This window comes from Streptomyces virginiae (assembly GCF_000720455.1).
In the GTDB taxonomy this organism is placed as follows: domain Bacteria; phylum Actinomycetota; class Actinomycetes; order Streptomycetales; family Streptomycetaceae; genus Streptomyces; species Streptomyces virginiae.
Genome location: NZ_JOAK01000001.1, coordinates 253,112 through 279,332, shown reverse-complemented (window position 1 = coordinate 279,332; position 26,221 = coordinate 253,112). Strand labels below are relative to the sequence as shown.

25 protein-coding genes are annotated in these 26,221 nt (G+C 73.8%); 12 read left to right on the top strand and 13 right to left on the bottom strand.

From position 1 onward, the window contains the following. Positions 1 to 166: 166 nt before the first annotated feature. Genes IG86_RS43870 through IG86_RS0101325 form a run of 4 tightly spaced genes read left to right on the top strand, consistent with a single transcriptional unit; the run spans position 167 to position 4,423 of the window. A complete protein-coding gene (locus IG86_RS43870) occupies positions 167 to 1,042 on the top strand; it encodes an NTP transferase domain-containing protein (RefSeq protein ID WP_030817196.1) in 876 nt (291 codons plus the stop codon). Next, positions 1,039 to 2,331, top strand: coding sequence for a molybdopterin molybdotransferase MoeA (locus IG86_RS0101335; protein ID WP_051784907.1), 1,293 nt, complete (start codon positions 1,039 to 1,041; stop codon positions 2,329 to 2,331). The genes IG86_RS43870 and IG86_RS0101335 overlap by 4 nt, the downstream gene beginning before the upstream one ends. Continuing rightward, entirely contained in the window at positions 2,319 to 3,419 is a 1,101-nt protein-coding gene (locus tag IG86_RS0101330; RefSeq protein ID WP_037847081.1) for a potassium channel family protein, read from the top strand. The genes IG86_RS0101335 and IG86_RS0101330 overlap by 13 nt, the downstream gene beginning before the upstream one ends. A 26-nt stretch (positions 3,420 to 3,445) precedes the next feature. Then, positions 3,446 to 4,423, top strand: coding sequence for an NAD(P)H-quinone oxidoreductase (locus IG86_RS0101325; protein ID WP_030817191.1), 978 nt, complete (start codon positions 3,446 to 3,448; stop codon positions 4,421 to 4,423). Between the two features lie 91 nt (positions 4,424 to 4,514). On the opposite strand, the gene IG86_RS0101320 is transcribed toward IG86_RS0101325, so the two are convergent. The 3 genes from IG86_RS0101320 to pdhA are packed head-to-tail and all read right to left on the bottom strand — an operon-like array spanning position 4,515 to position 8,007. Then, positions 4,515 to 5,855: a dihydrolipoamide acetyltransferase family protein gene (locus tag IG86_RS0101320; RefSeq protein ID WP_030817187.1), complete on the bottom strand. Its 1,341-nt coding sequence runs from the start codon at positions 5,853 to 5,855 to the stop codon at positions 4,515 to 4,517. Beyond that, on the bottom strand, positions 5,855 to 6,823 hold the full coding sequence (locus IG86_RS0101315; RefSeq protein WP_063781622.1) for an alpha-ketoacid dehydrogenase subunit beta: 969 nt from the start codon (positions 6,821 to 6,823) through the stop codon (positions 5,855 to 5,857). Before IG86_RS0101315 ends, IG86_RS0101320 begins: the two co-directional genes overlap by 1 nt. Before the next feature lie 47 nt (positions 6,824 to 6,870). Next, on the bottom strand, positions 6,871 to 8,007 hold the full coding sequence (gene pdhA, locus IG86_RS0101310; protein WP_030817186.1) for a pyruvate dehydrogenase (acetyl-transferring) E1 component subunit alpha: 1,137 nt from the start codon (positions 8,005 to 8,007) through the stop codon (positions 6,871 to 6,873). Between the two features lie 178 nt (positions 8,008 to 8,185). On the opposite strand from pdhA, the gene IG86_RS0101305 reads away from it, so the two are divergent. After that, positions 8,186 to 8,755 (top strand): Lrp/AsnC family transcriptional regulator, encoded by a 570-nt coding sequence (locus IG86_RS0101305; protein ID WP_078848058.1) that lies wholly within the window; start codon positions 8,186 to 8,188, stop codon positions 8,753 to 8,755. Positions 8,756 to 8,863: 108 nt separating this feature from the next. On the opposite strand, the gene IG86_RS0101300 is transcribed toward IG86_RS0101305, so the two are convergent. Both IG86_RS0101300 and IG86_RS0101295 read right to left on the bottom strand, forming a co-directional pair. After that, on the bottom strand, positions 8,864 to 9,451 hold the full coding sequence (locus IG86_RS0101300) for a TetR/AcrR family transcriptional regulator (RefSeq protein ID WP_030817182.1): 588 nt from the start codon (positions 9,449 to 9,451) through the stop codon (positions 8,864 to 8,866). Then, positions 9,448 to 10,959, bottom strand: coding sequence for a 3-hydroxyacyl-CoA dehydrogenase (locus IG86_RS0101295; protein WP_030817180.1), 1,512 nt, complete (start codon positions 10,957 to 10,959; stop codon positions 9,448 to 9,450). The genes IG86_RS0101300 and IG86_RS0101295 overlap by 4 nt, the downstream gene beginning before the upstream one ends. Positions 10,960 to 11,083: 124 nt before the next feature. Between IG86_RS0101295 and paaN the strand changes: the two genes are divergently transcribed. Continuing rightward, entirely contained in the window at positions 11,084 to 12,766 is a 1,683-nt protein-coding gene (paaN, locus tag IG86_RS0101290) for a phenylacetic acid degradation protein PaaN (protein WP_030817178.1), read from the top strand. Positions 12,767 to 12,797: 31 nt separating this feature from the next. Here the strand turns inward: paaN and IG86_RS0101285 are convergent, their stop codons facing one another. From IG86_RS0101285 to IG86_RS0101275, 3 genes are all read right to left on the bottom strand, one after another. Then, complete coding sequence (locus IG86_RS0101285) at positions 12,798 to 13,577, bottom strand: TrmH family RNA methyltransferase (RefSeq protein WP_030894069.1); 780 nt, start codon at positions 13,575 to 13,577, stop codon at positions 12,798 to 12,800. Between the two features lie 177 nt (positions 13,578 to 13,754). Next, complete coding sequence (locus tag IG86_RS0101280; RefSeq protein ID WP_244305761.1) at positions 13,755 to 14,972, bottom strand: HTTM domain-containing protein; 1,218 nt, start codon at positions 14,970 to 14,972, stop codon at positions 13,755 to 13,757. Beyond that, positions 14,969 to 15,631 carry a DUF5819 family protein gene (locus IG86_RS0101275; protein ID WP_030894065.1) on the bottom strand — a complete coding sequence of 221 codons (663 nt, stop codon included), beginning with the start codon at positions 15,629 to 15,631 and terminating at the stop codon, positions 14,969 to 14,971. Before IG86_RS0101275 ends, IG86_RS0101280 begins: the two co-directional genes overlap by 4 nt. Before the next feature lie 143 nt (positions 15,632 to 15,774). On the opposite strand from IG86_RS0101275, the gene paaA reads away from it, so the two are divergent. The 6 genes from paaA (at position 15,775) to IG86_RS0101245 (ending at position 20,713) form a co-directional block, all read left to right on the top strand. Beyond that, a complete protein-coding gene (gene paaA / locus IG86_RS0101270) occupies positions 15,775 to 16,824 on the top strand; it encodes a 1,2-phenylacetyl-CoA epoxidase subunit PaaA (RefSeq protein WP_030817168.1) in 1,050 nt (349 codons plus the stop codon). Then, positions 16,821 to 17,105 carry a 1,2-phenylacetyl-CoA epoxidase subunit PaaB gene (gene paaB / locus IG86_RS0101265; protein WP_030817166.1) on the top strand — a complete coding sequence of 95 codons (285 nt, stop codon included), beginning with the start codon at positions 16,821 to 16,823 and terminating at the stop codon, positions 17,103 to 17,105. The genes paaA and paaB overlap by 4 nt, the downstream gene beginning before the upstream one ends. Beyond that, a complete protein-coding gene (gene paaC / locus IG86_RS0101260; protein WP_385871205.1) occupies positions 17,102 to 17,839 on the top strand; it encodes a 1,2-phenylacetyl-CoA epoxidase subunit PaaC in 738 nt (245 codons plus the stop codon). Before paaB ends, paaC begins: the two co-directional genes overlap by 4 nt. Next, positions 17,833 to 18,342 (top strand): 1,2-phenylacetyl-CoA epoxidase subunit PaaD, encoded by a 510-nt coding sequence (gene paaD / locus IG86_RS0101255; protein ID WP_030647628.1) that lies wholly within the window; start codon positions 17,833 to 17,835, stop codon positions 18,340 to 18,342. Before paaC ends, paaD begins: the two co-directional genes overlap by 7 nt. Then, the gene (paaE, locus tag IG86_RS0101250; protein WP_030894062.1) at positions 18,343 to 19,449 is read left to right on the top strand and encodes a 1,2-phenylacetyl-CoA epoxidase subunit PaaE; all 1,107 of its coding nucleotides are present in this window, start codon (positions 18,343 to 18,345) and stop codon (positions 19,447 to 19,449) included. Between the two features lie 121 nt (positions 19,450 to 19,570). After that, the gene (locus IG86_RS0101245) at positions 19,571 to 20,713 is read left to right on the top strand and encodes an acyl-CoA dehydrogenase family protein (protein ID WP_030894059.1); all 1,143 of its coding nucleotides are present in this window, start codon (positions 19,571 to 19,573) and stop codon (positions 20,711 to 20,713) included. Between the two features lie 31 nt (positions 20,714 to 20,744). On the opposite strand, the gene IG86_RS0101240 is transcribed toward IG86_RS0101245, so the two are convergent. The 5 genes from IG86_RS0101240 to IG86_RS0101220 form a co-directional block, all read right to left on the bottom strand. Then, positions 20,745 to 21,089: a rhodanese-like domain-containing protein gene (locus tag IG86_RS0101240; RefSeq protein ID WP_030817161.1), complete on the bottom strand. Its 345-nt coding sequence runs from the start codon at positions 21,087 to 21,089 to the stop codon at positions 20,745 to 20,747. 159 nt (positions 21,090 to 21,248) lie between these two features. Then, the gene (locus tag IG86_RS0101235; RefSeq protein ID WP_234308643.1) at positions 21,249 to 22,010 is read right to left on the bottom strand and encodes a J domain-containing protein; all 762 of its coding nucleotides are present in this window, start codon (positions 22,008 to 22,010) and stop codon (positions 21,249 to 21,251) included. A gap of 174 nt (positions 22,011 to 22,184) precedes the next feature. After that, positions 22,185 to 23,585, bottom strand: a complete 1,401-nt coding sequence (locus IG86_RS0101230; protein WP_030817159.1) for a DUF2252 domain-containing protein — start codon at positions 23,583 to 23,585, stop codon at positions 22,185 to 22,187. A gap of 53 nt (positions 23,586 to 23,638) precedes the next feature. After that, the gene (locus IG86_RS0101225) at positions 23,639 to 24,298 is read right to left on the bottom strand and encodes a response regulator (RefSeq protein ID WP_037941785.1); all 660 of its coding nucleotides are present in this window, start codon (positions 24,296 to 24,298) and stop codon (positions 23,639 to 23,641) included. A gap of 9 nt (positions 24,299 to 24,307) precedes the next feature. Beyond that, the gene (locus tag IG86_RS0101220) at positions 24,308 to 26,008 is read right to left on the bottom strand and encodes a sensor histidine kinase (protein ID WP_030817158.1); all 1,701 of its coding nucleotides are present in this window, start codon (positions 26,006 to 26,008) and stop codon (positions 24,308 to 24,310) included. Positions 26,009 to 26,221: the final 213 nt, after the last annotated feature.

The window sequence follows — 26,221 nt, the reverse complement described above, 5'->3', positions numbered from 1 at the left end:
GCGGGACCGGGCCCGCCGGCTTTCAGCCCCGCCGGTCCGTCAGCCCCGCCGGCGATCGAGGCGCGGGGTCCGGGGCGGAGCCCCGGCAGTGGCGCCGCACCCGCGGGACAACCCCCCGGTGAATGGGTGTCATCGCCCGGGACATGGTCCGCGCATACTCATGGGCATGAGCTACGACGCGATCGTGCTGGCCGGCGGCGCCGCTCGGCGACTCGGCGGGGCGGACAAGCCCGCGCTGAGCGTCGGCGGGCGGGCGCTCCTCGACCGCGTCCTCGACGCCTGCCCGGACGCCCTGCGCACCGTCGTGGTCGGCGGCCGCCGGCCCACCGCGCGCCCCGTGCGGTGGACCCGCGAGGACCCGCCCGGGGGCGGCCCCGTCGCCGCGCTGGACGCCGGGCTGCGCGACACCACCGCCGAACTGGTCCTCGTGCTCTCCGCGGACCTGCCGTTCCTGGACGGGGACACCGTACGGGCCCTGCTGGCCGCGCCCGACGCGCACCGCACCGACGGGGCGATGCTGCGGGATGCCGACGGCCGTGACCAGCCGCTGGTCGCCGCCTACCGGGCCGAGCCCCTGCGCCGTGAGATCGCGCTGCTCGCCACCGAGCACGGCGGCCTCGCCGGGCTCCCGCTGCGCGCGCTCACCGCGGAACTGGAGCTGGCTCCCGTCGCGGCGCAGCCCCTCGCCGCCTTCGACTGCGACACCTGGGACGATCTCGCCGTCGCCCGCGCCCGGATCAGGGAGCATGGAACCGTGCTGGACCAATGGATCACCGCCGTCAAGAACGAGCTGGGCATCGACCTCGCCGTCGACACCAAGACCCTGCTCGACCTCGCCCGGGACGCCGCCCACGGCGTCGCCCGGCCCGCCGCACCACTGACCACCTTCCTGGTCGGTTACGCGGCCGCCCACGCCGCCGCCACCGGCGCCGACCCCGCCCGGGCCGTGGCCGAGGCCTCCCGCAAGGCCGCCGACCTGGCGCTGCGCTGGGCCGCCGAGGCGGAGGCCGACGCCTCCGCCGGAGAGAACGGCTCGGGATGACCCCCACGAACTCCGCCGAGCAGGCCCTCGACGAGGCCCTGGCCCTGGTCAGCCGCTCGCCGGAGGGCGACGCGGGCGGCCACCGGGCCGTCTCCTGGCCGCGGGCCCGGGACGTCGCCGCGCACGCCGGGGCCGGTGTGCGGGCCCGTACCCACGACGTGCCCCTCGCGGACGCCCTCGGCGAGGTGCTGGCCGCCTCCCTGGACGCGCTGACCGACCTGCCGTCCTTCGACACCTCCGCCATGGACGGCTGGGCCGTGGCCGGCCCCGGCCCGTGGCACGTCCGGGCCGGCGGTGGCGTCCTGGCCGGCTCCGGCCTGCCGGAGCCCCTCGCCGACGGCGAGGCCGTCCGGATCGCCACCGGCGCCCGGATCCCCGCCGACACCACCGCCGTCATCCGCAGCGAGCACTGCGACGAGGCGGGCGGGCAGCTCTTCGCCGGCCGGCCCGTCGTCACCGGCCAGGACATCCGCCCGCGCGGTCAGGAGTGCCGCTCGGGGGATCTGCTGCTGCCCGCGGGTTCGCTCGTCACCCCCGCCGTGCTCGGCCTCGCCGCCGCCGCGGGCTACGACGAGCTGACCACCAGGCCCCGCCCCCGCGTGGAGATCCTGGTGCTGGGCGACGAACTGCTCACCGAGGGACGCCCGCACGACGGGCTGATCCGCGACGCCCTCAGCCCCATGCTGGAGCCCTGGCTCACGCGTCTGGGCGCCGAGGTCACCGGCACCCGGACGCTCGGCGACGACCCCGAGGGGGCCGCGGCCCTGCTGGAGGCCGTCACCACGTCCACCGCCGACGTCGTGGTCACCACCGGCGGCACCGCCTCCGGTCCCGTCGACCACGTCCACCCCGTCCTGGAGAAGGCCGGTGCCCGGCTGCTCGTCGACGGGGTCGCGGTCCGTCCGGGGCACCCGATGCTGCTCGCGCGGATCGGCGACCGGGCCGACGGGCGCCACGTGGTCGGGCTGCCGGGCAACCCCCTCGCCGCCGTCTCCGGGCTGCTGACCCTCGCCGAGCCGCTGCTGCGCGCCCTCGCGGGCCGCCGCCCGCGCCCGCGCTACACGGCGCCCGTGCGGGGCGACGTACCGGGCCACCCGTACGACACCCGGCTGGTTCCGGTCCGGCTCGACGACGAGCACGCCGTACCGCTGCGCTACCACGGCCCCGCGATGCTGCGCGGGGTGGCGGCCGCGGACGCGCTGGCCGTCGTGCCGCCCAAGGGCGCCCGGTCCGGACAGGAGCTGGAGGTCCTCGACCTGCCGTGGGCTTCGGGAGGATGTTTCACGTGAAACTGCCCGGACAGGACGCCATGGCCCGCGGGGCCGACGAGAAGCTCGTCTCCCGCCGCATCAAGCTGCCCAAGCGCATCGTCGAACATCCGCTGCGGCAGGTCGCCAAGCGCCTGCTGATGGCCTTGTTCGTCCTCTTCCTCACGGTCTTCATCGTGTGGCTGGACCGCGACGGCTACCACGACAACGCCAACGAGACGGTCGATCTCCTCGACTGCTTCTACTACGCCACGGTGACGCTGTCGACGACCGGCTACGGCGACATCGTCCCCTACAGCGACAGCGCACGACTGATCAACATCATGCTGATCACGCCGCTGCGCGTGCTGTTCCTGATCATCCTCGTCGGTACCACCCTCGAAGTCCTGACGGAACGGACGAGGGAAGAGTGGCGGCTGAAGCGCTGGAGGAAGAACTTGCGCGAGCACACGGTCGTCGTCGGCTTCGGCACGAAGGGCCGCTCGGCCCTGCAGACGCTGCTGGCCACCGGCCTCTCCAAGGAACAGGTCGTCGTCGTCGACCCCAGCGCCAAGGTCATCGACATGGCCAACGCCGAGGGGTTCACGGGCGTCGTCGGCGACGCCACCCGCTCGGACGTACTGCTCCGCGCCGAGCTCCAGAAGGCCCGTCAGGTCGTCATCGCCACCCAACGCGACGACACGGCGGTGCTGGTCACGCTGACGGCCCGGCAGCTCAACCGCGGGGCGAAGATCGTCGCCGCGGTGCGCGAGGAGGAGAACGCCCCGCTGCTGCGCCAGTCCGGGGCCGACGCGGTCATCACCAGCGCGAGCGCCGCCGGCAGGCTGCTCGGCCTCTCGGTGCTCAGCCCGAGCGCGGGCACCGTGATGGAGGACCTGATCCAGCAGGGCAGCGGCCTGGACCTCATCGAACGGCCCGTCCGCAAGGCCGAGGTCGGCAAGTCGGTGCGCGACACCGACGACCTGGTCGTGAACGTGCTCCGCGGGCACCGGCTGCTCCCGTACGACGATCCGCACGCGAGCCCGCTCCAGCTGACGGACCGTCTCATCACCATCGTGCGGGCGGCGCCGTCCACCGCTCCGAAGACGACGCTGGGTCCTGCCGAGTAGCCGCGCCGTGGCGTAGCCTCCGGGCCATGCATGCGATCACCATCGAGCAGCCCGGCGGCCCCGAGGCCCTCGTCTGGGCCGACGTACCCGATCCGGTGCCGGGCGAGGGCGAGGTCCTCGTCGAGGTCGCGGCGAGCGCCGTGAACCGCGCCGACGTCCTGCAGCGGCAGGGCTTCTACGATCCGCCGCCCGGCGCCTCGCGCCATCCGGGGCTGGAGTGTTCCGGACGGATCGCCGCGATCGGGGCGGGGGTCTCCGGCTGGTCGGTGGGCGACGAGGTCTGCGCCCTGCTGGCCGGCGGCGGCTACGCGCAGCGGGTCGCCGTGCCGGCCGGGCAGCTGCTGCCGGTCCCGGCGGGCGTGGACCTGGTGACGGCGGCGGCCCTGCCCGAGGTCGTCACGACGGTGTGGTCCAACGTGTTCATGGTGGCCGGACTGCGCCCCGGCGAGACCCTGCTGGTGCACGGCGGGGCCAGCGGCATCGGGACGATGGCGATCCAGCTGGGCAAGGCGGTGGGCGCGACGGTCGCCGTCACGGCCGGCGGCCCGGAGAAGCTGGCCCGCTGCAAGGAGCTGGGCGCGGACGTCCTCATCGACTACCGCGAGCAGGACTTCGTGGCGGCGGTGCGGGAGGCGACGGGCGGGGCCGGGGCGGACGTGATCCTGGACATCATGGGCGCCAAGTACCTTTCCCGGAACGTGGACGCCCTGGCCGTGAACGGCCGGCTCGCGGTGATCGGGCTCCAGGGCGGGGTGAAGGCCGAGCTGAACCTCGGGGCGCTGCTGGCGAAGCGGGCGGCGATCACCGCCACGTCGCTGCGGGCGCGGCCGCTGGAGGAGAAGGCGGCGATCGTCGCCGCCGTGCGGGAACACGTATGGCCGCTGGTGGCCGCCGGCCGGGTGCGGCCGGTGGTCCACGCCACCTTCCCGATGCGGGATGCCGCCGAGGCGCACAGGGTGCTGGAATCCAGTGCCCACGTGGGCAAACTGCTGCTCACGGTGTGAGGCCGGGCTGGAAATCCAGCCCCGCCGGCGTTCGGGGCGCGGGGCCCGGGGCGGAGCCCCGGTCTCCGAGCCCCGTCCCCGCGCCGCACGGCTACAGCGTGCGCAGGAGGACCGCCGGGGACTCCACGCAGTCCGCCACGTAGCGCAGGAAGCCGCCCGCCGTGCCGCCGTCGCAGACCCGGTGGTCGAAGGTCAGCGACAGCTGGACGACCTTGCGCACCGCCAGCTGCCCGTCGTGGACCCACGGCTTGTCGATGATCCGGCCGACGCCGAGCATCGCCGCTTCCGGGTGGTTGACGATCGGCGTGGAGCCGTCGACCCCGAACACCCCGTAGTTGTTCAGGGTGAAGGTGCCGCCCGTCAGGTCGGCCGGAGCCAGCTTGCCCGAGCGGGCGAGCTCGGTCAGCCGCGCGAACTCCGCCGACAGCGACTCCGGGTTGCGCCCCTGCGCGTCCCGGACGACCGGGACCACCAGGCCCCGCTCGGTCTGCGCGGCGAAGCCCAGGTGCACCGACGGGAGCCGGACGATCTCCTTGGCCGCGAGGTCCACGGTGGAGTTCAGCTCCGGGTACTTGGCCAGCGCGGCCGTGCAGATCCGTGCCAGCAGCGCGAGCACCGAGATCTTGGGCCCGCCCACCGCGTTCATCGCGGCCCGGGCCGCCATCAGCTCGGTGGCGTCCGCGTCGACCCAGCAGGTGGCGTCCGGGATCTCCCGGCGGCTGCGCGACAGCTTCTCGGCGACCGCTCCCCGCAGCCCCTTGAGCGGGATCCGCTCGCCCTGCGCCGCCACCGCGACCGCCGCGGTGGCGGCGGCCGGGGCCGGCTCCCGCAGTGCGGCCAGGGCCGCCTCGACGTCGGCCCGCAGGATCAGGCCCTCCGGCCCGGTGCCGTGCAGCGCCCGCAGGTCCACCCCGTGGTCCTTGGCGAGCTTGCGCACCAGCGGTGAGATGACGGGCACCGGCCCGGCGGGAACAGCCGGAGCGGCCGGGGCGGCCGGGGCGGCCGGAGCCACCGCTACGGGAACCGGGGCCGTGACCGGCGACGCCGACACCGCGGCGGTGACGGGTCGCACCCGTCGCCGACGCGCCGGGCGCGAGTGGTCCGAGCCGTAGCCGATCAGCGGCCGCGGAGCCTCGCCGGAGGCTTCGGCCCCGGCGGACTCGTCGGCGCCGGCGGGCATCGACTGCGCGCCCACCGCCACGGTGATCAGCGGGGCGCCGACGGGCAGCTCCTCGCCCTCCTCGCCGAAGCGGGCGGTGACCACGCCGCCGTACGGGCAGGGCACCTCCACCATCGCCTTGGCCGTCTCGACCTCGACGACCGGCTGGTCGATGGCGACGACGTCGCCCACCGCCACCAGCCACCGCACGATCTCGGCCTCGGTCAGACCCTCACCGAGGTCCGGCAGCTTGAATTCCATGACCTGCGGCATCAGTTCTCCCACTGCAGGCGGGCCACGGCGTCCAGGATCCGCTCGACTCCGGGCAGGTGGTACTTCTCCAGCATCGGCGGCGGGTACGGGATGTCGAAGCCCGTCACCCGCAGCACCGGGGCCTCCAGGTGGTGGAAGCACCGCTCCGTGACACGGGCGGCGATCTCCGCGCCCGGCCCGCCGAAGCCGCCGGCCTCGTGCACGACGACCGCGCGCCCGGTGCGGCGTACGGACTGCACGACCGTCTCCTCGTCGAAGGGGACCAGGGAGCGCAGGTCGACGACCTCCAGGTCCCAGCCCTCCTCGCGGGCCGCCTCGGCCGCCTCCAGGCAGACCGGCAGCGACGGGCCGTAGGTGATCAGGGTGGCGCTGGTGCCGGTCCGCCGGACGAGGGCCTTGCCAATGCCCGGGACGGCCGCGGGGGCCTCCGGCGACCAGTCGGCCTTCGACCAGTACAGCCGCTTGGGCTCCAGGAAGACCACCGGGTCGTCGCTCGCGATCGACGCGCGCAGCAGCCCGTACGCGTCCTCCACGGTCGCCGGGGTGACCACCGTCAGGCCGGGCGTGGCCACGTAGTACGCCTCGGAGGAGTCGCAGTGGTGCTCCACGCCGCCGATGCCGCCGCCGTACGGCACGCGGATGGTGATCGGCAGCGGCATGGCGCCGCGGGTGCGGTTGCGCATCTTCGCCACGTGCGAGATCAGCTGCTCGAAGGCCGGGTAGGCGAAGGCGTCGAACTGCATCTCCACCACGGGCCGCAGCCCGTACATGGCCATGCCGACGGCCGTGCCCAGGATCCCGGCCTCCGCGAGGGGAGTGTCCGTGCAGCGGTCCTCGCCGAACTCCTTCGCCAGGCCGTCCGTGATGCGGAAGACCCCGCCCAGCGTCCCGACGTCCTCGCCCATGACGTGGACCGTCGGGTCCTCGGCCATCGCGTCGCGCATCGCCCGCGTCAGGGCCTGCGCCATCGTCGCGGGCTTGGCCCCCGTCTTCGCGGACTTCGCCGCCACCGTCGTCACGCCTGGTCCTCGGCTTCCAGCTCGGCACGGAGCATGGCCGCCTGCTCGCGCAGGCGGTCGGTCTGCTCCGCGTACACGTGCGCGAACAGGTCCATCGGGTCCACCACCGGATCGGCGTTCATCCCGTCGCGCAGGGACGCCGCCATCGCCTCGGCCTCGTCGCGCGCGGCCTTGATGCCCGCCTCGTCGAGGATCCCGCGCGCGGTCAGCTCGCGCTCCAGCAGGTCGATCGGGTCGTGCGCCTTCCACGCCTCGACCTCGGCGTCACCGCGGTAGCGCGTCGCGTCGTCGGCGTTGGTGTGCGCCTCCATGCGGTACGTGACGGCCTCGATCAGGGTCGGGCCGCCGCCGGACCGGGCCCGCCGGACGGCCTCGGACAGCACCTCGTGCATCGCCGCGACGTCGTTGCCGTCGACCAGCCGGCCCGGCATGCCGTAGCCGACGCCCTTGTGGGCCAGCGTCGGGGCGGCGGTCTGCTTGGCGAGCGGGACGGAGATCGCGAAGCCGTTGTTCTGCACGAGGAAGACCACCGGTGCCTGCCAGACGGCGGCGAAGTTCAGCGCCTCGTGGAAGTCGCCCTCGCTGGTGCCGCCGTCGCCGACCATGGCGAGGGCGACGACGTCGTCGCCGCGCAGCCGCGCCGCGTGCGCCAGGCCCACCGCGTGCGGCAGCTGGGTGGCGAGCGGGGTCGAGAGCGGGGCTATGCGGTGCTCACGCGGGTCGTAGCCGGTGTGCCAGTCGCCGCGCAGCAGGGTCAGCGCCTGTACGGGGTCCAGTCCGCGCGCCACGGCCGCCAGGGTGTCGCGGTAGCTCGGGAAGAGCCAGTCCTGCTCTTCCAGGACCATCGCGGCCGCGATCTCGCAGGCCTCTTGGCCGACGGTGGAGGGGTACACGGCGAGCCGGCCCTGCTTGGTGAGCGCCGTGGCCTGAGCGTTGTAGCGACGGCCGCGCACCAGCTCGGCGTAGCACCGGCGCATCAGCGCGGGGTCGAGCCGGTCGGCCGCCTCGGTGCCCAGCACCCGGTAGGGCTCGGCGTCCGGGAGCAGCGGGGCGGCGTCCGTACGGGGCCTCCAGGCGGGCGGCGGGGTGGAACGGTGGGACGCACCGGCACCGGGCAGCTCTTGGACCGTCATGGCGGCGTACACCTCCTCGTGGGAAGCGGGCAGGGGTGGCCCCGGGTGTGAGGCCCCTCACCTACCGATTGTTCGGTTGTCTGCGCAATTTGGCTACAGGCGGCTCCAGGCTGTGGACAAACTGGCGCCGGGGCCCTGGGATGGACGCAGGACGTCCAGGAGAGGGAGGCATCGGGCAATGCCGGATGAACAAATGGCCGCACCGGGTTCCGCACCGGCTGCGCCGGGGACCGCACCGGGAGCCTCCGCAGTCCCGCCCGTCGCACCCCGGCCCCTGGACCCGATCGACCGGTCGATCATGCGGCTGCTGCAGGCGGACGGCCGGGCCTCCATCCGGTCGGTGGCCGAGCAGGTGCACGTCTCGCGCGCGAACGCGTACGCGCGGATCAACCGGCTCATCGACGACGGGGTGATCCGCGGGTTCACGGCCCGCGTCAACCACGAGCGCGCGGGCCAGGGCGCCTCCGCCTACATCACCCTGAAGATCGTCCAGAACTCCTGGCGCACGGTGCGCGAGCAGCTGCGCGAGCTCCCGGGCGCCGCGCACATCGCCCTGGTCAGCGGGGACTTCGACGTACTGCTCCTGGTGCACACCCCGGACAACCGGACCCTGCGCGAGCTGGTCCTGACCCGCCTCCAGGCCATCCCGGAGGTCCTCTCGACGCGCACCCTGCTGGTTTTCGAGGAAACGGACCTCCTGGCGCCCGGCCCGGGCCCGGGCGGCGGCCCCGCGATCGCGGAGGAGTAGGCCGTCCACGAGACCGTCCACCAGGCCGTCCACCAGGCCGTCCGGGTAGGACGACGCCCCCGGTGCGGCCGTTTCCGGCCGCTGTCGGGGCGGTGGGGACCCAGGGGGTCAGCGGGTGGTGCGCAGGCCGCCGAAGGCCATGTGGACGACCGCGTCCGCGAGCTGTTCCGATCCGGTCCCCGGGTGCGGGCGGTACCACTCGACCAGCGAGTTCACCATGCCGAAGAGGAGGCGGGTGGCGAGGCGGATGTCCACGTCCGCCCGCAGGTCACCGTCCGCGGCGGCGGCCTTGAGCAGGTCCGCGACCTGGTGGTCGAACTCCCGGCGGCGCTCCAGCGCCCACCGCTCGGTCCGGGTGTTGCCCCGTACCCGCAGCAGCAGCGTCACGTACGGCAGCTCGGACACCAGCACCTCGACCGTGCGGCGCGTGACGTACTCGACGCGCTCGACGGCCCGGCCGCGGACCGCCCCGGGCTCCTCCAGCACCGCGAAGAGCCCGTCGAGGGCGCGGCTGACGGCGCGCCGCAGCAGCTCCTCCTTGCCCGTGACGTGGTGGTAGATCGAGGACTTCGAGATGCCCGCGGCCTTGGACAGGTGCTCCATCGAGGTGCCGTCGTAGCCGCGCTCGTTGAAGACCTGGACGGCCACGGACAGCAGCGTCTCGGGGGTGTAGGTGTCGCGCTTGACCGTCGTCACCGGGTGTCCTCCTCGTCGCCCGCCGCGTAACCCAGCTTGAACAGCGCCAGCGAGGGCGCGTACCGGCCGCCGGGGCAGCGCTCGTCGAGGTGGTGCAGCAGGTCGTAGGCCCAGTCCTGGCCGAGCCGCTCGTGCCATTCGGACGGGCCCAGCGGGTAGTTGACGCCGAGCCGCATCGCGGTGTCGATGTCCTCGGCGGAGGCCACCCCGCGGGCGACGGCGTCGGCTGTGAGGTCGATCAGCATCGCGACGGTCCGGGCGACGATCATGCCGGGGACGTCGCCGATGACGGAGACCTGCTTGCCGAGCTTCTGGAAGAGGCCGATCGCCTCGGAGAGGGTGCGCTCGCTGGTGTCCTCGCTGGCGGACAGCGCGATCCGGGTGGCGCCCCGGTAGTCGAGCGCGAGGTCGAAGTAGACGACGTCCGCGAACTCCACGGAGGTCTTCCCGTCCGCGAGGACCAGCTGCCCCTCCCCGGGCAGCTGGATGTACGGGCCGCCCTGCTCGGTGGCCGTGACCGCGATCCCGGCCTCCTCCAGCAGGTCGGCCAGCTCGGCGGCCGGGCCGAGGTCGCCGACGACGGTCACCTTGTCCGGGGCCTCCTCGGGCCCCGCGGTGTGCGGCTGCGCGGCGACCGCCTCCGGGCCGTACGGGAACCAGCCGTGGCCCGACTTGCGGCCCAGGCGGCCCGACTGGACCAGCCGGCGCTGCGCGAGGGACGGGGTGAACTTGGGGCTGCGGAAGAAGGACTCCCACACGGAGCGGGTCACGGCCTCGTTGACGTCCTGGCCGATCAGGTCGGTCAGCGCGAAGGGCCCCATCTTGAAGCCGCCGCTCTCGCGGAGCACGGCGTCGATGGTGGCCGGGTCGGCGCCCTGCTCCTCGTACACCGCGAAGGCCTCGGCGTAGAAGGGCCGGGCGATCCGGTTGACGATGAAGCCGGGGGTGTCGGCGCAGCGGACCGGCGTCTTCCCCCAGCCGAGGACCGTGCGGTACGCGCGCTCGACGGCGTCCGGGTCGGTCGCGGAGCCGCTGACCACCTCGACGAGCGGGAGCAGCGGGGCCGGGTTGAAGAAGTGCAGGCCGAGGAAGCGGCCGGGGTGCGCGAGACCGGCGGCCAGCTCGGTGACGGAGAGGGAGGAGGTGTTCGTGGCGAGCAGCGCGTCCGGCTCCAGCACGTCTTCGAGGGCGGCGAAGAGCGTCTGCTTGATCCCGACGTTCTCGACGACCGCCTCGATGACGAGGGCGGCCCCGGCGAGGTCGGCGAGGGCGCCTGCGGCGGCGATCCGGCCGACCGCCTCCTCGGCCTCGGCCCGGTCCAGACGGCCCTTCGCGGCCATCCGCTCGACACGGTCCTGCACGATGCCGACGCCATCGGAGGCGAGGGCGGCGTCGATGTCGTAGATCAGCACGCGGTGACCTGCGAGAAGGGCGACCTGGGCGATGCCCTGGCCCATGGTGCCCGCTCCGACGACCGCCACAGTGCGGGACCGCTCGATTGCTGTCATGTCCTGATCCTCCCGCACCGACTTATCCACAGGTCCGCCGGGCCCTCTTGTCCCGACCGATCGTTCGGTTACTCTAACTCCAGTCTGCTCTCCTTCGCCCGGCTCAACGAGGAGTTGGTCCCTGATGGCCGCCGAGCTCACCGTCCCCCAGCTGTCCGCCAAGCACCGGCCCACTCTGGACCAGGCCCTGTCGGCGATCCGCAGCCGCGCCTACTGGTCCCCGCATCCCGAACACCCCAAGGCGTACGGCGAGACCGCCCCGGCCGACGGGCTGGCCGCCTTCGAGGCGCTCCGCGGGACCCGGCTGGACCTCGGCCAGCCCGGCACCGACGGCTGGACGGGCGCCGAGAAGTCCCCGTACGGCCCGGAGCTGGGCGTCGAGTACCCGCACGTGGACGCGGACGTGCTGCTGCCCGCGATGAAGGCCGGCATGGCCGCCTGGCGCGACGCCGGACCGGAGGCGCGCGCCCTGGTCTGCATCGAGATCCTGGCCCGCATCTCGGCCCGCACCCACGAGTTCGCGCACGCGGTCATGCACACCAGCGGCCAGGCCTTCATGATGGCGTTCCAGGCGGGCGGCCCCCACGCGCAGGACCGCGGCCTGGAGGCCGTGGCGTACGCGTACGAGGAGCAGACCCGGGTCCCGGGGCAGGCCGACTGGTCGAAGCCGCAGGGCAAGAAGGACCCGCTGGAGCTCGGCAAGACCTTCACCGCGGTCCCCCGCGGCATCGCCCTCATGATCGGCTGCAACACCTTCCCGACGTGGAACGGCTACCCGGGCCTGTTCGCCTCGCTGGCCACCGGCAACCCGGTGCTGGTCAAGCCGCACCCGCGGGCCGTGCTGCCGCTCGCGCTGACCGTGCAGGTGGCGCGGGAGGTCCTCGCGGAGGCGGGCTTCGACCCGAACCTGGTGGCGCTCGCGGTCGAGCGGCCGGGCGAGGGCATCGCCAAGGACCTCGCCGTCCGCCCCGAGATCAAGCTGATCGACTACACCGGCTCCACGGAGTTCGGCGACTGGCTGGAGGCCAACGCCCGCCAGGCGCAGGTCTACACGGAGAAGGCGGGCGTCAACACCGTCGTCCTGGACTCCACCGACAACTACAAGGGGATGCTGGCCAACCTGGCCTTCTCCCTGTCGCTCTACAGCGGCCAGATGTGCACCACCCCGCAGAACCTGCTGATCCCGCGCGACGGCATCGCCACCGACGCCGGCCACAAGTCCTACGACGAGGTCGTGGCCGACCTGGCGGCCTCGGTCGGCGGCCTGCTCGGCGACGACGCCCGGGCCAACGCGCTGCTCGGCGCGCTGGTCAACCCGGACGTCAAGACCCGCCTGGAGGCGGCGGCCGGGCTCGGCGAGGTCGCACTGGCCTCCCGCGAGGTCGCCAACCCCGAGTTCCCGGACGCGGTGGTCCGTACGCCGGTGATGGTCAAGCTGGACGCCGCCAAGCCGGACCCGGAGGCGCCCTTCCTGTCCGAGTGCTTCGGCCCGGTCTCCTTCGCGGTGGCCGTGGACTCCACGGCGGACGCGCTGGACCTGCTGCGCCGCACCGTGCGGGAGAAGGGCGCCATGACCGTGGGCGCCTACACCACCTCCGCGGACACCGAGCGGGCCCTTGAGGAGGTCTGCCTGGAGGAGTCCGCGCAGCTCTCCCTGAACCTGACCGGCGGGGTCTACGTCAACCAGACGGCGGCCTTCTCCGACTTCCACGGCTCCGGCGGCAACCCCGCGGCCAACGCCGCGCTGTGCGACGGCGCGTTCGTCTCGAACCGCTTCCGCGTGGTGGAGGTCCGCCGCCAGGCGTAGCCCGCAGGCCCCCCGCTCAGGCGGACACGACCTAGGCGCCCTGGCCGCCCTGACCGGCGGCCGGGGGGCCGCCCCAGTGGAAGAGGGTCATGGCCACGCTGGTGGCGAGGTTGTAGCTGGAGACCTGGGGGCGCATCGGCAGTGACACGAGGTGGTCGGCCCGCGCGCGCAGCTCGGGGGAGATCCCGTGCCGCTCCGACCCGAAGGCCAGCAGCGCGTCGTCCGGGAGGGTGAGGGCGCGGATGTCCTCGCCCTCCGGGTCCAGCGCGTAGAGCGGCCCGGGCGGCAGCTCGTCCAGGGCGAGGCGTTCGACGGTGGTGGCGTAGTGCAGTCCGGCGCCGGCCCGGACCACGTTCGGGTGCCAGGGGTCGAGGTCGCCGCGGGTCACCACGCCGGTGGCTCCGAAACCGGCGGCGAGGCGGACGACGGCTCCGACGTTGCCGAGGTTGCGGGGGTTGTCGAGGACGACGACGGGCGCGGGCCTGGGCGTCCGCCGCAGGCCGGCGAGGCCCGCGGCACGGTCGGGCCGTACGGCGAGGGCCGCGACCCCGGTGGGGTGGACGCGGGGCAGCAGCTCCTTGAGGACGGCCGGCCGCACCAGGCGGCCCACGTCGGCCTCGACGTCCGGCGCCAGCTCCCGGGCCAGTGCCCGTACGGCGCCGGGATCGTCGGCGACGACCATGCGCACGTCGGCCCCGAAGCGCAGGGCGTGCTTCAGCGCGTGGAACCCGTCGAGGAGCACGAGGTCCGCCCGCCCGGCGCCCTCCCGCCACTGCCGCACCGTCTCGTCCCCGCCCGCCCGCTCACTCATCCCCCGACCCTACGACGCACCCCCGCGAACTCCACCCTCACCGGCCCCCCAGCCCCGCCCACGCTCAAGGCGCAGGAGCCCGCCCCCAGCCCCGCCCACGTTCAAGGCGCAGGGGGCCCAACCCCAGCCTCGCCGGCGTTTGAGGCGCGGGGGTCCGGGGGCGGAGCCCCCGGCCTTTCAGCCCGTCCGGGGTTCGAGGGCCGGGTCCGGATCGGGGTCCGGATCGGGGTCCGGGTCCGGGCAGAGCCCGGTTTCGGGAAGGGGCGGGGCGGGGGAAAGCCCCGCAGGGCTCCACCGGGACCGCAACGCGGACGCCCCGGCGCCGAGCCACACCAGAAACCCGGTCGGCAGGAAAACGGCATCGGCGGCGATCATCGCCAGCGAAAAGAACGGCAGCCCCAGCAGCACCGCGATCCCCGCGTGCTCCAGCATCATCAGAACCAGCAGCACGTTCTTGATCCGCCGGTTGAAGAGCGTGAACGGGAAGGCCACCTGCACCGCCACCGTCCCGTACGACAGCAGCATCACCAGCGTCCCGCTGCCCGCCAGCAACGCGGACAGCGCCGGCCACGGGGTGAAGTAGTCCAGCCCCAGGGGGTAGTACAGCGCCGTTCCGTCCTGCCACCGCGAGCCCTGGATCTTGTACCAGCCGGCCGTCGCGTAGATCAGGCAGACCTCCGCCATGATCACCACCATGCCCGCGTTGTGCAGCAGGTTCGCCAGGACGTCCAGGACCGCCCGCCCCTCGCCCTCCGGCTCGTAGCGGTCGACCAGCCACCACAGCCCGCAGAGCACCCACACCGCCGCGAACCCCGCGAGCCAGCCGTGGCTGAACCGCCCGGTGGCCGCCCCGTACGCGAAGACCGCCCCCAGCACACACCACAGCACCGGTCCGGCCGCCCCCGCCGTGGCGGAGCCCCGCGTACGCGCCCTGCGCGCGTCCAGCGACCACACCTGCGCGCACCGGGTCAGCACCAGGTAGATCGCCGCGAGGTGGATGACGTTGTCCCCGCCGTCGCCCATGAACACGCTGCGGTTCTGCAGCGAGAGCACGCCGACCATGAACACCACGGACGTCGCCCGCGTCCGCCATCCCAGCAGCAGGCCGACGCTCGCCAGCACGGCCACCGCGTAGACGGTCTCGAACCACAGGGCGGAGCCGGACCACGTCAGGACCGTGAAGGCGCCGTTGGAGTCGAGCAGCCGCTGCGCCAGGTCCTGGCTCCACGGGCCGTCCGGACCGTACAGCTCGGCGCGGTGGGGGAACTCCCGCAGCAGGAAGAAGAGCCAGGTGCCGGCGAAGCCGATGCGCACGACGGCGCTCTGGTACGGGCCCAGCGCCTGCCCGCTCACCGTGGCGACGGCCCGGGCCAGCGCGGCGCGGGCCCGTCTCACACCTTCCACCACGGCAGCTCCCGGTAGTAGGTCTGGGTGTCGGTGGTCTCGGTGCTCCACTTCGGGGCGGGCAGGGCCGTCGTCGCCGAGCGCAGCTGGATCCGCAGGACGTGTCCGCCCCGGTGCTGCGGGGTGAGCCGGTTCATCGCGATGCGCCGCAGGTACTCCTCGGACAGCTCGCCGCGCTCGCCCACGGGCTTGTCGTCCTCGTCGTGGGAGCCGGTGTAGAAGTCCCAGGCCCGGCGCAGCTCGTTCTGCTGCGTGTGGCTCGGCAGCAGGCTGTGCCGGATCGCCGCCGCGTCCTCGGCGCTCAGGTCCCGCCAGCCGGTGGTGATCAGCTCGCCGCCGGCGGTCCGCACCTCGGCGCGCACCTCCACGGCGATGTTCTGCTGGAGCGGGTTGGGGGCGAAGAGCTTCCAGTTCTGTTCGAACTCGGGGTAGATCCAGGAGTCGATCGTCCCCGCGTGCTGCTTGCTCACCGTGTTGGACGGGGCCACGTGCAGGAAGACCAGGGCGAGGTGCGTGCACGCGGCCAGGCCGACGGCGCCCAGGGCCAGGGCCGTCACGACCCGGTAGGGGGTGGAGAGACCGGCGATTCCGGGCGCCCTCGGGGGTGGCGGAGCGGCCTCTCCGGCGAGCTCGTGCTCGTTCGAATCCATCCCGCCCCGATCGTCCGGCTTCCACAGGGTTGACCACAGAGGTTGACACCCTACGGGCCGCCGTCTCACCATTGAAGCGAATGAACCGAACGATCGGTCGGTCGGGTGGACGGACGGCCGACAAACACCGACAAGGGGCCGTAATGGTGGCAGTGACCCCGGAAACGGGCCCGGACGCGGCCCTGGGGACGGACGAGACGGACGGGACGGGCATGACGGCTGACCTGGGCGCACAGCTCGCGGCGGCGTTCGACGCCGCCGTGGCGGCGGACGAGCGCGTGGAGCCGCGCGACTGGATGCCGGAGCAGTACCGCGCCTCCCTGGTCCGGCAGATGGCGCAGCACGCCCATTCCGAGATCATCGGCATGCAGCCCGAGGCCAACTGGATCACCCGCGCGCCCTCGCTGCGCCGCAAGGCCATCCTGATGGCAAAGGTCCAGGACGAGGCGGGCCACGGCCTGTACCTCTACAGCGCGGCCGAGACGCTCGGCACCAGCCGCGACGAGCTCCTCGACAAGCTCCACTCGGGGAAGCAGAAGTACTCCTCGATCTTCAACTACCCCACCCTGACCTGGGCGGACGTCGGCGCCATCGGCTGGCTCGTGGACGGCGCGGCGATCACCAACCAGGTGCCGATCTGCCGCTGCTCCTACGGGCCCTACGCCCGCGCCATGGTCCGGATCTGCAAGGAGGAGTCCTTCCACCAGCGCCAGGGCTTCGAGCTCCTCATGGCCCTGTCCAAGGGCACCGAGGAGCAGCACGCCATGGCGCAGGACGCGGTGGACCGCTGGTGGTGGCCCTCGCTGATGATGTTCGGCCCGCCCGACGACGAATCGGCGCACTCGGCGCAGTCGATGGCCTGGCGCATCAAGCGCCACTCGAACGACGAGCTGCGCCAGCGGTTCGTGGACATCGCCGTCCCGCAGGCCGAGGCCCTCGGCCTGACCCTGCCCGACCCGGACCTGAAGTGGAACGAGGAGCGCGGCCACCACGACTTCGGCGCCATCGACTGGGCCGAGTTCTGGGACGTGCTCAAGGGCAACGGCCCCTGCAACGAGCAGCGGATCGGCCAGCGCCGCAAGGCCCACGAGGAAGGCGCCTGGGTGCGCGACGCGGCCGCCGCGTACGCGCACAAGCAGGCGGCACAGCAGCCGGCGAAGCCCGCCGGACAGAACGAGGAGGCACGGGTATGACGCAGAACTGGCCCCTGTGGGAGGTGTTCGTGCGCTCGCGCCGCGGCCTCTCGCACACGCACGCGGGAAGCCTGCACGCCCCCGACGCGGAGATGGCCCTGCGCAACGCCCGCGACCTCTACACCCGGCGCAACGAGGGCATCTCGATCTGGGTGGTCCCCTCCACCGAGATCACCGCCTCCTCGCCGGACGAGCGGGACCCCTTCTTCGCCCCGTCCGCCGACAAGCCGTACCGGCACCCCACGTTCTACGACATCCCGGAGGGAGTGAGCCACCTGTGAGCGGCATCGACACCAGCGCCGGCACCACCACCGCGGCGGCCCTCGCCCTCGGAGACGACGCGCTGATCCTCTCCCACCGCCTCGGCGAGTGGGCCGGGCACGCCCCCGTCCTGGAGGAGGAGGTCGCGCTCGCCAACATCGCCCTCGACCTGCTCGGCCAGGCCCGCATCCTGCTGTCCATGGTGGGCGACGAGGACGAGCTGGCGTTCCTGCGCGAGGAGCGGTCCTTCCGCAACCTCCAGCTGGTCGAGCAGCCCAACGGCGACTTCGCCCACACCATCGCCCGCCAGCTCTACTTCTCCGTCCACCAGCACGAGCTCTACGCGGAACTCGCCCGCGGCGACGGCCCGTTCGCGCCGCTCGCGGCCAAGGCCGTCAAGGAGACGGCGTACCACCGCGACCACGCCGAGCAGTGGACCCTGCGGCTCGGCGACGGCACCGAGGAGAGCCGGACCCGGATGCGGGCCGCGCTGACGGCGCTGTGGAAGTTCACCGGGGAGCTCTTCCAGCCGGTGGAGGGCCTCGACGGTGTGGACTGGGCCGCCCTCGAAGAGCGCTGGCTGGCCGCGCTGACCGACGTCGTGGAGCGGGCCGGGCTCACCCTGCCCGAAGGACCGCGCACCGGCGCCTGGGCGGCCGGAGCCGGCCGCCAGGGCCTGCACACCGAGTCCTTCGGCCGGATGCTGGCCGAGATGCAGCATCTGCACCGCAGCCACCCGGGGGCGTCATGGTGACCGGCGCCGACGTCACGACGACCCGCCTGGAGGCCGAGCTGGCCGAGCTGGCCGGATCCGTCCCGGACCCCGAGCTGCCCGTGCTCACCCTCGGCGAGCTGGGCGTGGTGCGCGGCGTGCGGATGCACGACGACGGCCACGCCGAGGTCACCCTCACCCCCACCTACACCGGCTGCCCGGCCATCGAGGCCATGTCGGCCGACATCGAGCGGGCCCTGACCGGCCACGGCATCCCCGAGGTGCGGGTGACCACCGTGCTGGCCCCGGCCTGGTCCACGGACGACATCAGCGCCGAGGGCCGCCGCAAGCTGGCCGAGTTCGGCATCGCCCCGCCCCGGCCGCACGCGGCCGGCGGGCCGGTCCCGGTGACCCTGTCCGTCCGCTGCCCGAACTGCGGATCGACCGACACCGAGCTGCTCAGCCGTTTCTCCTCCACCGCGTGCAAGGCGCTGCGCCGCTGCACCTCCTGCCGCGAACCGTTCGACCACTTCAAGGAGCTGTAGATGGCCGCCCCCCGCCACGGCGCGTTCCACCCGCTGACGGTGGCGGAAGTCGACCGGCTCACCGACGACTCGGTGGCGCTGACCCTCCGGGTCCCTGAGGAGCTGCGCGAGGACTACCGGCACGCCCCCGGCCAGCACCTGACGCTGCGCCGCACCGCCCCCGAGGGCGGTGTCGAGGTCCGCCGCACCTACTCGATCTGCTCGCCCGCCCCGACGGCCGACGGCCCGGGCCCCGCCCACCTGCGGGTCGGGGTGCGGCTGGTGGAGGGCGGGGAGTTCTCCACCTTCGCGCACAAGGAGATCGCGGCCGGCGACGTGCTGGACGTCATGGTCCCGGCCGGGCGCTTCGTGCTGGATCCGGCGGCGGCCCCCGCCTCCGGGCACTACGCCGCGATCGTCGGCGGCAGCGGGATCACGCCCGTGCTGTCGATCGCCGCGAGCCTGCTGGCCGCGCGGCCCGACGCCCGGTTCTGCCTCGTGCGCAGCGACCGCACGGCCGCCTCGACGATGTTCCTGGAGGAGGTCGCCGACCTCAAGGACCGCTATCCGTCGCGGTTCCAGCTGGTCACGGTCCTCTCCCGGGAGGAGCAGGAGTCCGGGCTGCCCTCCGGCCGGCTGGACGAGGAGCGGCTGACGTCCCTGCTGCCCGCGCTGCTGCCGGTGGCCGAGGTCACCGGCTGGTTCCTGTGCGGGCCCTACGGCCTGGTGCAGGGCGCTGAGCGGACCCTGCACGCGCTCGGTGTCTCCCGTACCCGGGTGCACGAGGAGATCTTCCACGTCGAGGACACCAGCCCCGCGCCGGTCCGCTCGGCGGCGTCCGCGGCCGCCGCGGCCGGCCGGGTCACCGCACGGCTCGACGGCCGTTCCGGCACCTGGCCCGTCCAGGAGGGGGAGTCCCTGCTGGACGCGGTGCTGCGCAACCGCGCCGACGCCCCGTACGCCTGCAAGGGCGGCGTCTGCGGCACCTGCCGGGCGTTCGTGGTGTCCGGCGAGGTCCGGATGGACCGGAACTTCGCCCTGGAGGCCGAGGAGACGGACGCCGGCTTCGTCCTGGCCTGCCAGTCGCACCCCGTCACCGAGGAAGTGGAGATCGACTTCGACCGCTAGGTCGTGTCCGAAAGACACGGCCCGGCCGCTGCCCCGGCCGTCCCCGGCTGTCCTCCCCTGTCCATTTTCAGGAACGTGTTCTATCTTGACGCACCGTCAGGTCAGAACGGGAGGACAGGCAGTGGACTTCACCTTCACCGAGGAGCAGCGGGCCGCCGTCGAGGCGGCCAGGGCCGTGTTCGCGGATGTCGCGCCCGACGGCGTGCCCAGCCCCGCCCTCACCCCGGGCGCCGTCGCCGACGACTTCGACCGCCCGCTGTGGGCCAGGCTGGCCGCGTCCGACCTGCTCGGCCTCGTCCTCGCCGAGGAGCACGGCGGCGCGGGCCTGGACACCATCGCCCTGTGCCTCGTCCTGCGCGAGGCCGCCCGGGTGCTGGCCCGGGTCCCGCTGCTGGAGCACTGCGCGACCGCCATGGCCGTACAGGCGCACGGCAGCCCCGAACTGGCCACCGCCCTGCTGCCCGGCGCCGGACGCGGCACGCTCGTGCTGACCGCCGCCGCCCACGGCCGCTCCGGCCACGACCCGGCCGAACTCGCCGTCACCGCACGGCTCGACGGCGAGGCGTGGATCCTGGAGGGCACCCAGACCGCCGTCCCCTGGGCGCACACCGCCGACTGGATCGCCGTACCGGCCCACACCGGCGAGGGCGACGCCGTCCTCGCGCTGGTCCCGCGCACCGCAGGGGGCCTCGCCCTCGCCGAGCAGGTCTCCACCAGCGGGGAGCGGTTCGCCGAACTCGCCCTGGACGGCGTGCGGGTGGAGCGGACCCACCTGATCGACACCCCGGGAGCCTGGGAGCGGCTCCACCAGGTCCTCACCACCGGCACCTGCGCCCTGGCGCTGGGGCTGGGCGAGGGCGTCCTCGGCATGACGAGCCAGTACACCAGCAAGCGCGAGCAGTTCGGCTTCCCGGTGGCCACCTTCCAGGCGGTCGCCGTCCAGGCCGCCGACCGCTACATCGACCTGCGCGCCATGGAGGTCACGCTCTGGCAGGCCGCCTGGCGGCTCGACGCCGCCACGGGCGGCGCCGGCGGTCCGCTGCCGAGCGCAGGTGACGTGGCGGTCGCCAAGATCTGGGCCTCGGAGGGCGTACGCAGGGTCGTACAGACCGCCCAGCACCTGCACGGCGGCTTCGGCGCCGACACCGACTACCCGCTGCACCGCTACCACGCCTGGGCCAAGCAGCTGGAGCTCCAGCTCGGCCCGGCGGCCGCGCACGAGGAGGCCCTGGGCGACCTGCTGGCCGCCCACCCCCTCGCCTGAGCCGCGCGGGATCGGAGCGCGGAGCTCGGAATCAGAGGACGAAGGCCGGGCTTCCGCTGTCCGTCACCATCGGCCGCCCGGCGCCGTCCCAGGCCTGCATCCCGCCGTCGACGTTCACGGCGTCGATGTCCTGGCGCACCAGGTACTGGGTGACCTGCGCGGAACGCCCGCCGACCCGGCACATCACGTAGACGCGGCGGCCGTCCTCGACGGCCTCCGTCAGCTCGCCGAAGCGGGCCACGAAGTCGCTCATCGGGATGTGCAGAGCGCCCTCGACGTGCCCGGCCGCCCATTCGTCGTCCTCACGGACGTCGAGGACAAAGCCTTCGGAGGGCACCGCGGCGGCGTCCACCGAGGGAAGCGGTCCGAAGTTCATAACTGTCGCCTTCTCTCTTCACAGGTCTGCTGCCAACCTATCCGACCCACAGACCCGTCCACGTCTACGCGGACCGCCCCGGCCCAGCCGGGAAACGTCCGGCACGCACGCGGCACGCACGCGGCACGCACGCGGCACGCACCCGGTCTCACCCGGCTCTCACTCGGCGGCGAGTTCAGCCGCCAGCTGCGCCTCGCGCTCGGAAACCTGCGCCAGCAGCTGCTCCGCGATCTCCTCCAGCAGCCGGTCCGGGTCGTCGGGAGCCATCCGCAGCATCGACCCGATCGCGCTCTCCTCCAGCTCCTTCGCCACGAGCGCCAGCAGCTCCTTGCGGCGCGCCAGCCACTCCAGCCGGGCGTACAGCTCATCGCTCTCGCCGGGCGCGGAGGCCTCGGGCACCGGCCCCGCCGCCCACTCCTCGGCCAGCTCGCGCAGCAGCCCCTCGTCGCCCCGCCCGTAGGCGGCGTTGACCCGCGCGATGAACGCGTCGCGGCGCTCCCGCTCGCCCTCCTCCTGGGCCAGGTCGGGGTGGGCCTGGCGGACCAGCTCACGGTAGAGGCGGCGCACCTCCTCCGAGGGCCGGACCCGCTCCGGCGGCCGCACGGGCCGGTCGGTGAGCATCGCGGCGGCGTCGTCGGAGATGCCCTCCGAGCCCAGCCAGTCGTGGAACAGCTCGTCCACCCCGGGCATCGGCATGACCAGCGAGCGCGCGTCCCGGGCCCGCCGCAGGTCCTCGGCATCACCGGTACGCGCCGCCTTCGCCTCGGCGATCAGCGCGTCCAGCTCGTCGAGCCGCGTGTACATCGGGCCGAGCTTCTGGTGGTGCAGGCGGGAGAAGTTCTCCACCTCCACACGGAAGGTCTCCACCGCGATCTCGAACTCGATCAGCGCCTGCTCGGCGGCCCGTACGGCCCGCTCCAGGCGCGCCTCGGGGCGCTCCTCACCGGTGACGGAGGAGTCGCCGGACCCACCGGGGACTGTCTGCTCTGGGTGCTCGGTCTGCTCGCTCACCCGGCCAGGGTACGGCCCGCCCGCGCGGGCGATGTTTCACGTGAAACATCGCCCGTCGCACAGCGGGCTGCGTGACCGCGCGACCTACACCCCGTTCTCTGCGGCGATCCGGCCTGCCCGCACCGCGGCCACGAGGTCGGCGTGGTCGGCCTCGGTCCGGTTCGCGTAGGCCACCGCGAAGGCCGCCATCGCCTCGTCGAGCTCCTCGTTCTTGCCGCAGTAGCCGGCGAGCAGGCGGGGGTCGACGCTGTGCGCGTGCGCCCGGGCCAGCAGGGCCCCGGTCATCCGCCCGTAGTCGTCGATCTGGTCGGGGGCCAGCGCCGCCGGGTCCACGCTGCCCTTGCGGTTGCGGAACTGGCGGACCTGGTACGGGCGCCCCTCCACGGTGGTCCAGCCCAGCATGATGTCGGAGACCACCTGCATCCGCTTCTGCCCGGCCACCACCCGGCGGCCCTCGTGCTCCTCCGGCGCAGAGGTGAAGCCCAGCCCGGGCAGGTGCGGGAGCAGCACCGAGGGCCGTGCCTCCTTCACCTGCAGGACCAGCGGTTCGCCCCGGTGGTCGAGCAGCAGGACCACGTACGAGCGGGTGCCGACGCTCCCGGTGCCCACCACGCGGAAGGCCACGTCGTGGATGGCGTACCGGGCCAGCAGCGGCCGCCGGTCGCCCTGCAGGGTCTGCAGGTAGGGGCCGAGCGAGGCCGCCACGGCCGCCGCCTCCGCGTCCGTGACGCGGCGCAGCACGGGCAGTGCGTCGATGAAGCGGCGGCCGCCGTCCGGCCCGATCTCGGTCGACTTGGTGGCGAACCGGGCCGAGGTGTTGTTGCGGGCCTTCTCCGAGACCCGCTCCAGGGTGCCCAGCAGATCGCGGGCGTCGGCGTGCGAGACCAGCTCCTCGTCGGCGATCGCGTTCCACGCGTCGAGCGCGGGGAGCTTGGCCAGCAGCCGCATGGTCCGCCGGTAGGCGCCCACGGCGTCGAAAGCGGCCGCCCGGCAGGTGTCCTCGTCCGCTCCGGCCACCCGGCCGGCCAGCACCAGCGAGGCTGCCAGCCGCTTCACGTCCCACTCCCACGGGCCGAACACGGTCTCGTCGAAGTCGTTCAGGTCGATGACGAGCCGGCCCCGGGCGTCCCCGTACAGGCCGAAGTTCGCCGCGTGCGCGTCGCCGCAGATCTGCGCGCCGACGCCGGTCACCGGACCGCCCGACAGGTCGTGCGCCATCAGCCCGGCCGCCCCGCGCAGGAACGCGAAGGGGTTGGCTGCCATCCGGCCGACCCGTATCGGCGTCAGCTCCGCCACCCGCCCGGCGTTGGACTCCTCCACCGCCCGCACCGCGTCCGGCCGCCCGGCCGGCACCTGGAAGCCGGCGTGCGCCGCCCTCGGCAGGCGGGCGCGCAGCGCCTTGCCCGCCTCCTTCGGAGAGTCCGCCGCCACGCGCGGCGCGAACCCCGCCACGTCCGGAATCCGCTGTCCCGCTGTCGCCGCCATCGGCGCCGCCCCCACCCGTCCATTTGATCGCTTCGAGAACGGGCTGACCGTATCTACAGCCCGGCGTCCCTGGCCAGCAGTGCCGCCTGAACCCGGTTCTCGCAGCCCAGCTTCGCCAGGATCCGGCTCACGTACGTCTTCACGGTGGCCTCGCTCATGTGCAGGCGCCGGCCCGCGTCCGCGTTGGACAGGCCCTCCCCGAGCAGCGCCAGGACGCCCCGCTCCCGCTCGCTCAGCTCGGCGACCCGGCGGCGGGCCTCCTCACCGCGCACGGCGGCCCTCCCGGACGCCAGCTGGTCCACCACGTGCCGGGTGGCGCCCGGCGAGAGGTAGGCGTCCCCGGCCGCGGCCGCCCGGACCGCCCCGATCAGGTCGCCCGGCGCCGAGTCCTTCAGCAGGAACCCCGCCCCGCCCTGGCCCAGCGCCCGCAGCACGTTCTCCTTCTCGCCGAAGGTGGTCAGGATCAGGGCCCGTACCTCCGGGGCGGCCCGCCGCAGCTCGCCCAGTGCGGTCAGGCCGTCCATCACCGGCATCTGGATGTCGAGCAGCATCACCGCGGGGGCGTGGGAGAGGGCCAGATCCACCGCCTCCCGGCCGTTCGCCGCCTCCGCGACGACCTCGATGTCCGGCGCCGACGTCAGGATCATCCTGATCCCGGCCCGGATCAGCGGCTCGTCGTCGGCGATCACCACTCTGATCACTTCGGCTGTCACCCCGTGCTCCTACTGCTTGACCTCGTACGCCTGCTTGTCCACGAGCTTGCCGTCCTTGAAGCAGAACCGGAAAACCAGGTCCGTGGACAGTGAGTTGCCGCTCTGGTCGTTGGCCAGCAGCACCAGGCACTCCGAGCCCGCCGGCCGGGGCGGCCCCTTCCGGTCGGCGCCCGCGGTCAGGAAGCTCTCACCGCTCGGCAGCCGCTCGCGGACCGCCTCCTCGGTCTCGCCGACGTGCACGGCGTCGTACTCCTCCCGGCCGATCATCGCGTCGCCCGCCGAGTCCATCAGCATCACCGCCGCGGCGACCATCACGATCACCAGCGCGACCACCGCCGCGAAGGCGATCCCGCAGCCCACCGCGATGCCGCCGCTGCGGCTGGGCACCCGTACGGCCAGCTCCCGGTCGACCGCCGCCCAGTCCATCGGCTGCTGCTCGCCGCGCCGCCCCCGCCCCTGGGGCTGCGTGAGCTTCTGCGCCTGTGCCTGCTGCCCGAAGTCGTCGGCCACGTCCTGGGCGCCGGCCGGCTCCGCGCCGTACGGCAGCACGCCGGCCACCCGGAACCCGCCGCCCTCGGCGGGGCCCGCGTGCACCATGCCGCCGACCAGCCGGGCCCGCTCGCGCAGCCCCGTCAGCCCCTGCCCGCCCGACACCACGTCCTCGCCCGGACCGGCCGACGGCCCGTTGGCGATCTCCACCACCAGTGAGTCGTCCTCGTAGCGCAGCTCCACCGTGATCGGCGCCCCGGGTGCGTGCTTGTAGGCGTTCGTCAAGGCCTCCTGCACGATCCTGTACGCGGCGTGGTCGCACGCCGCGACCAGCGGCCTGGGCCGCCCCGAGGTGGTCATCCGTACCTCGGTCCCGGCCTTCCGGGCGGCCTCCACGACCCCCGCGATCCCGGCCACGCCGCGCGCCGCGGGCTGTGCCTCCTCCACCGGCGGGGGCGCCTCCACGCCGTCGCGCAGGATGCCGACGACCTCGCGCAGTTCGTGCATCGCGGACACCGAGGCCTGCCGCAGCACGCCCACGGCCTCCCGCTGACGATCGGTGAGCTCGGGATCCACCTCCAGCGCACCCGTGTGCACGGAGATCAATGCCAGCTGGTGGCCAAGGCTGTCGTGCATGTCCTGGGCGATGCGCTGCCGCTCACGCAGCCGCGCCTGCCCGGCGACCATGGCCCGCTCGCGCAGCAGCTGGCCGTTGCGCTCGTGCAGCGCGGCCAGCAGGGTGCGGCGCTGCGACCAGTACCGGCTGGCCAGCCCCGGCATCACGGTGACCGCCAGGAACATCAGCGTGGAGAACACGACCACCAGCAGCGGCCGCATCTGCGCCCACTGGTCCAGGACGCCGAATGCGAGCGACGCGACGAAGGCCAGCGTGAACGAGCCCAGCGCCCGGCCCACGCCGACGATCCGCCGCCCGGAGGACCAGCCCAGCAGCGGCAGGACGAAGAACAGCCCCGGCAGGGCCGAGCTGAGCGCCGAACCGGCCACGAGCGTCGCCGCCGGCAACCGCCTGCGCAGCAGGGTCAGCGCCACCACGACCACGGCGCCCAGCAGCATCCGCTGCCCGGACCCCCCGTCGAGTTCCTCCACGCCCAGCCCGAGGATGGCCAGCACACCGGCGAGCGCGAGGTCCCCGGCCAGCATCCGCCGCGTCCACGGTTCGGGCCCCCTGAGCCAGTCCCAGCCCGCACGTGTCTTCGCCATCACATCCACGCGCCCGACCCTAGACACCCGCCCCCGGCCCCGGCCGCCCTCTTTCGTCTCGCCCGCCGCGACGAAAGTCGGACCGGGCGGGAGCAGTTGGAGCCGCGAGCCCCTCCGGCCGGCCGCGTCGTGACCGACGCCACACACCGAACACCGGACACCACCCGCCGACATGTCATGCATCACGCGCACACGCCGTCGCGGGGGCAAAGC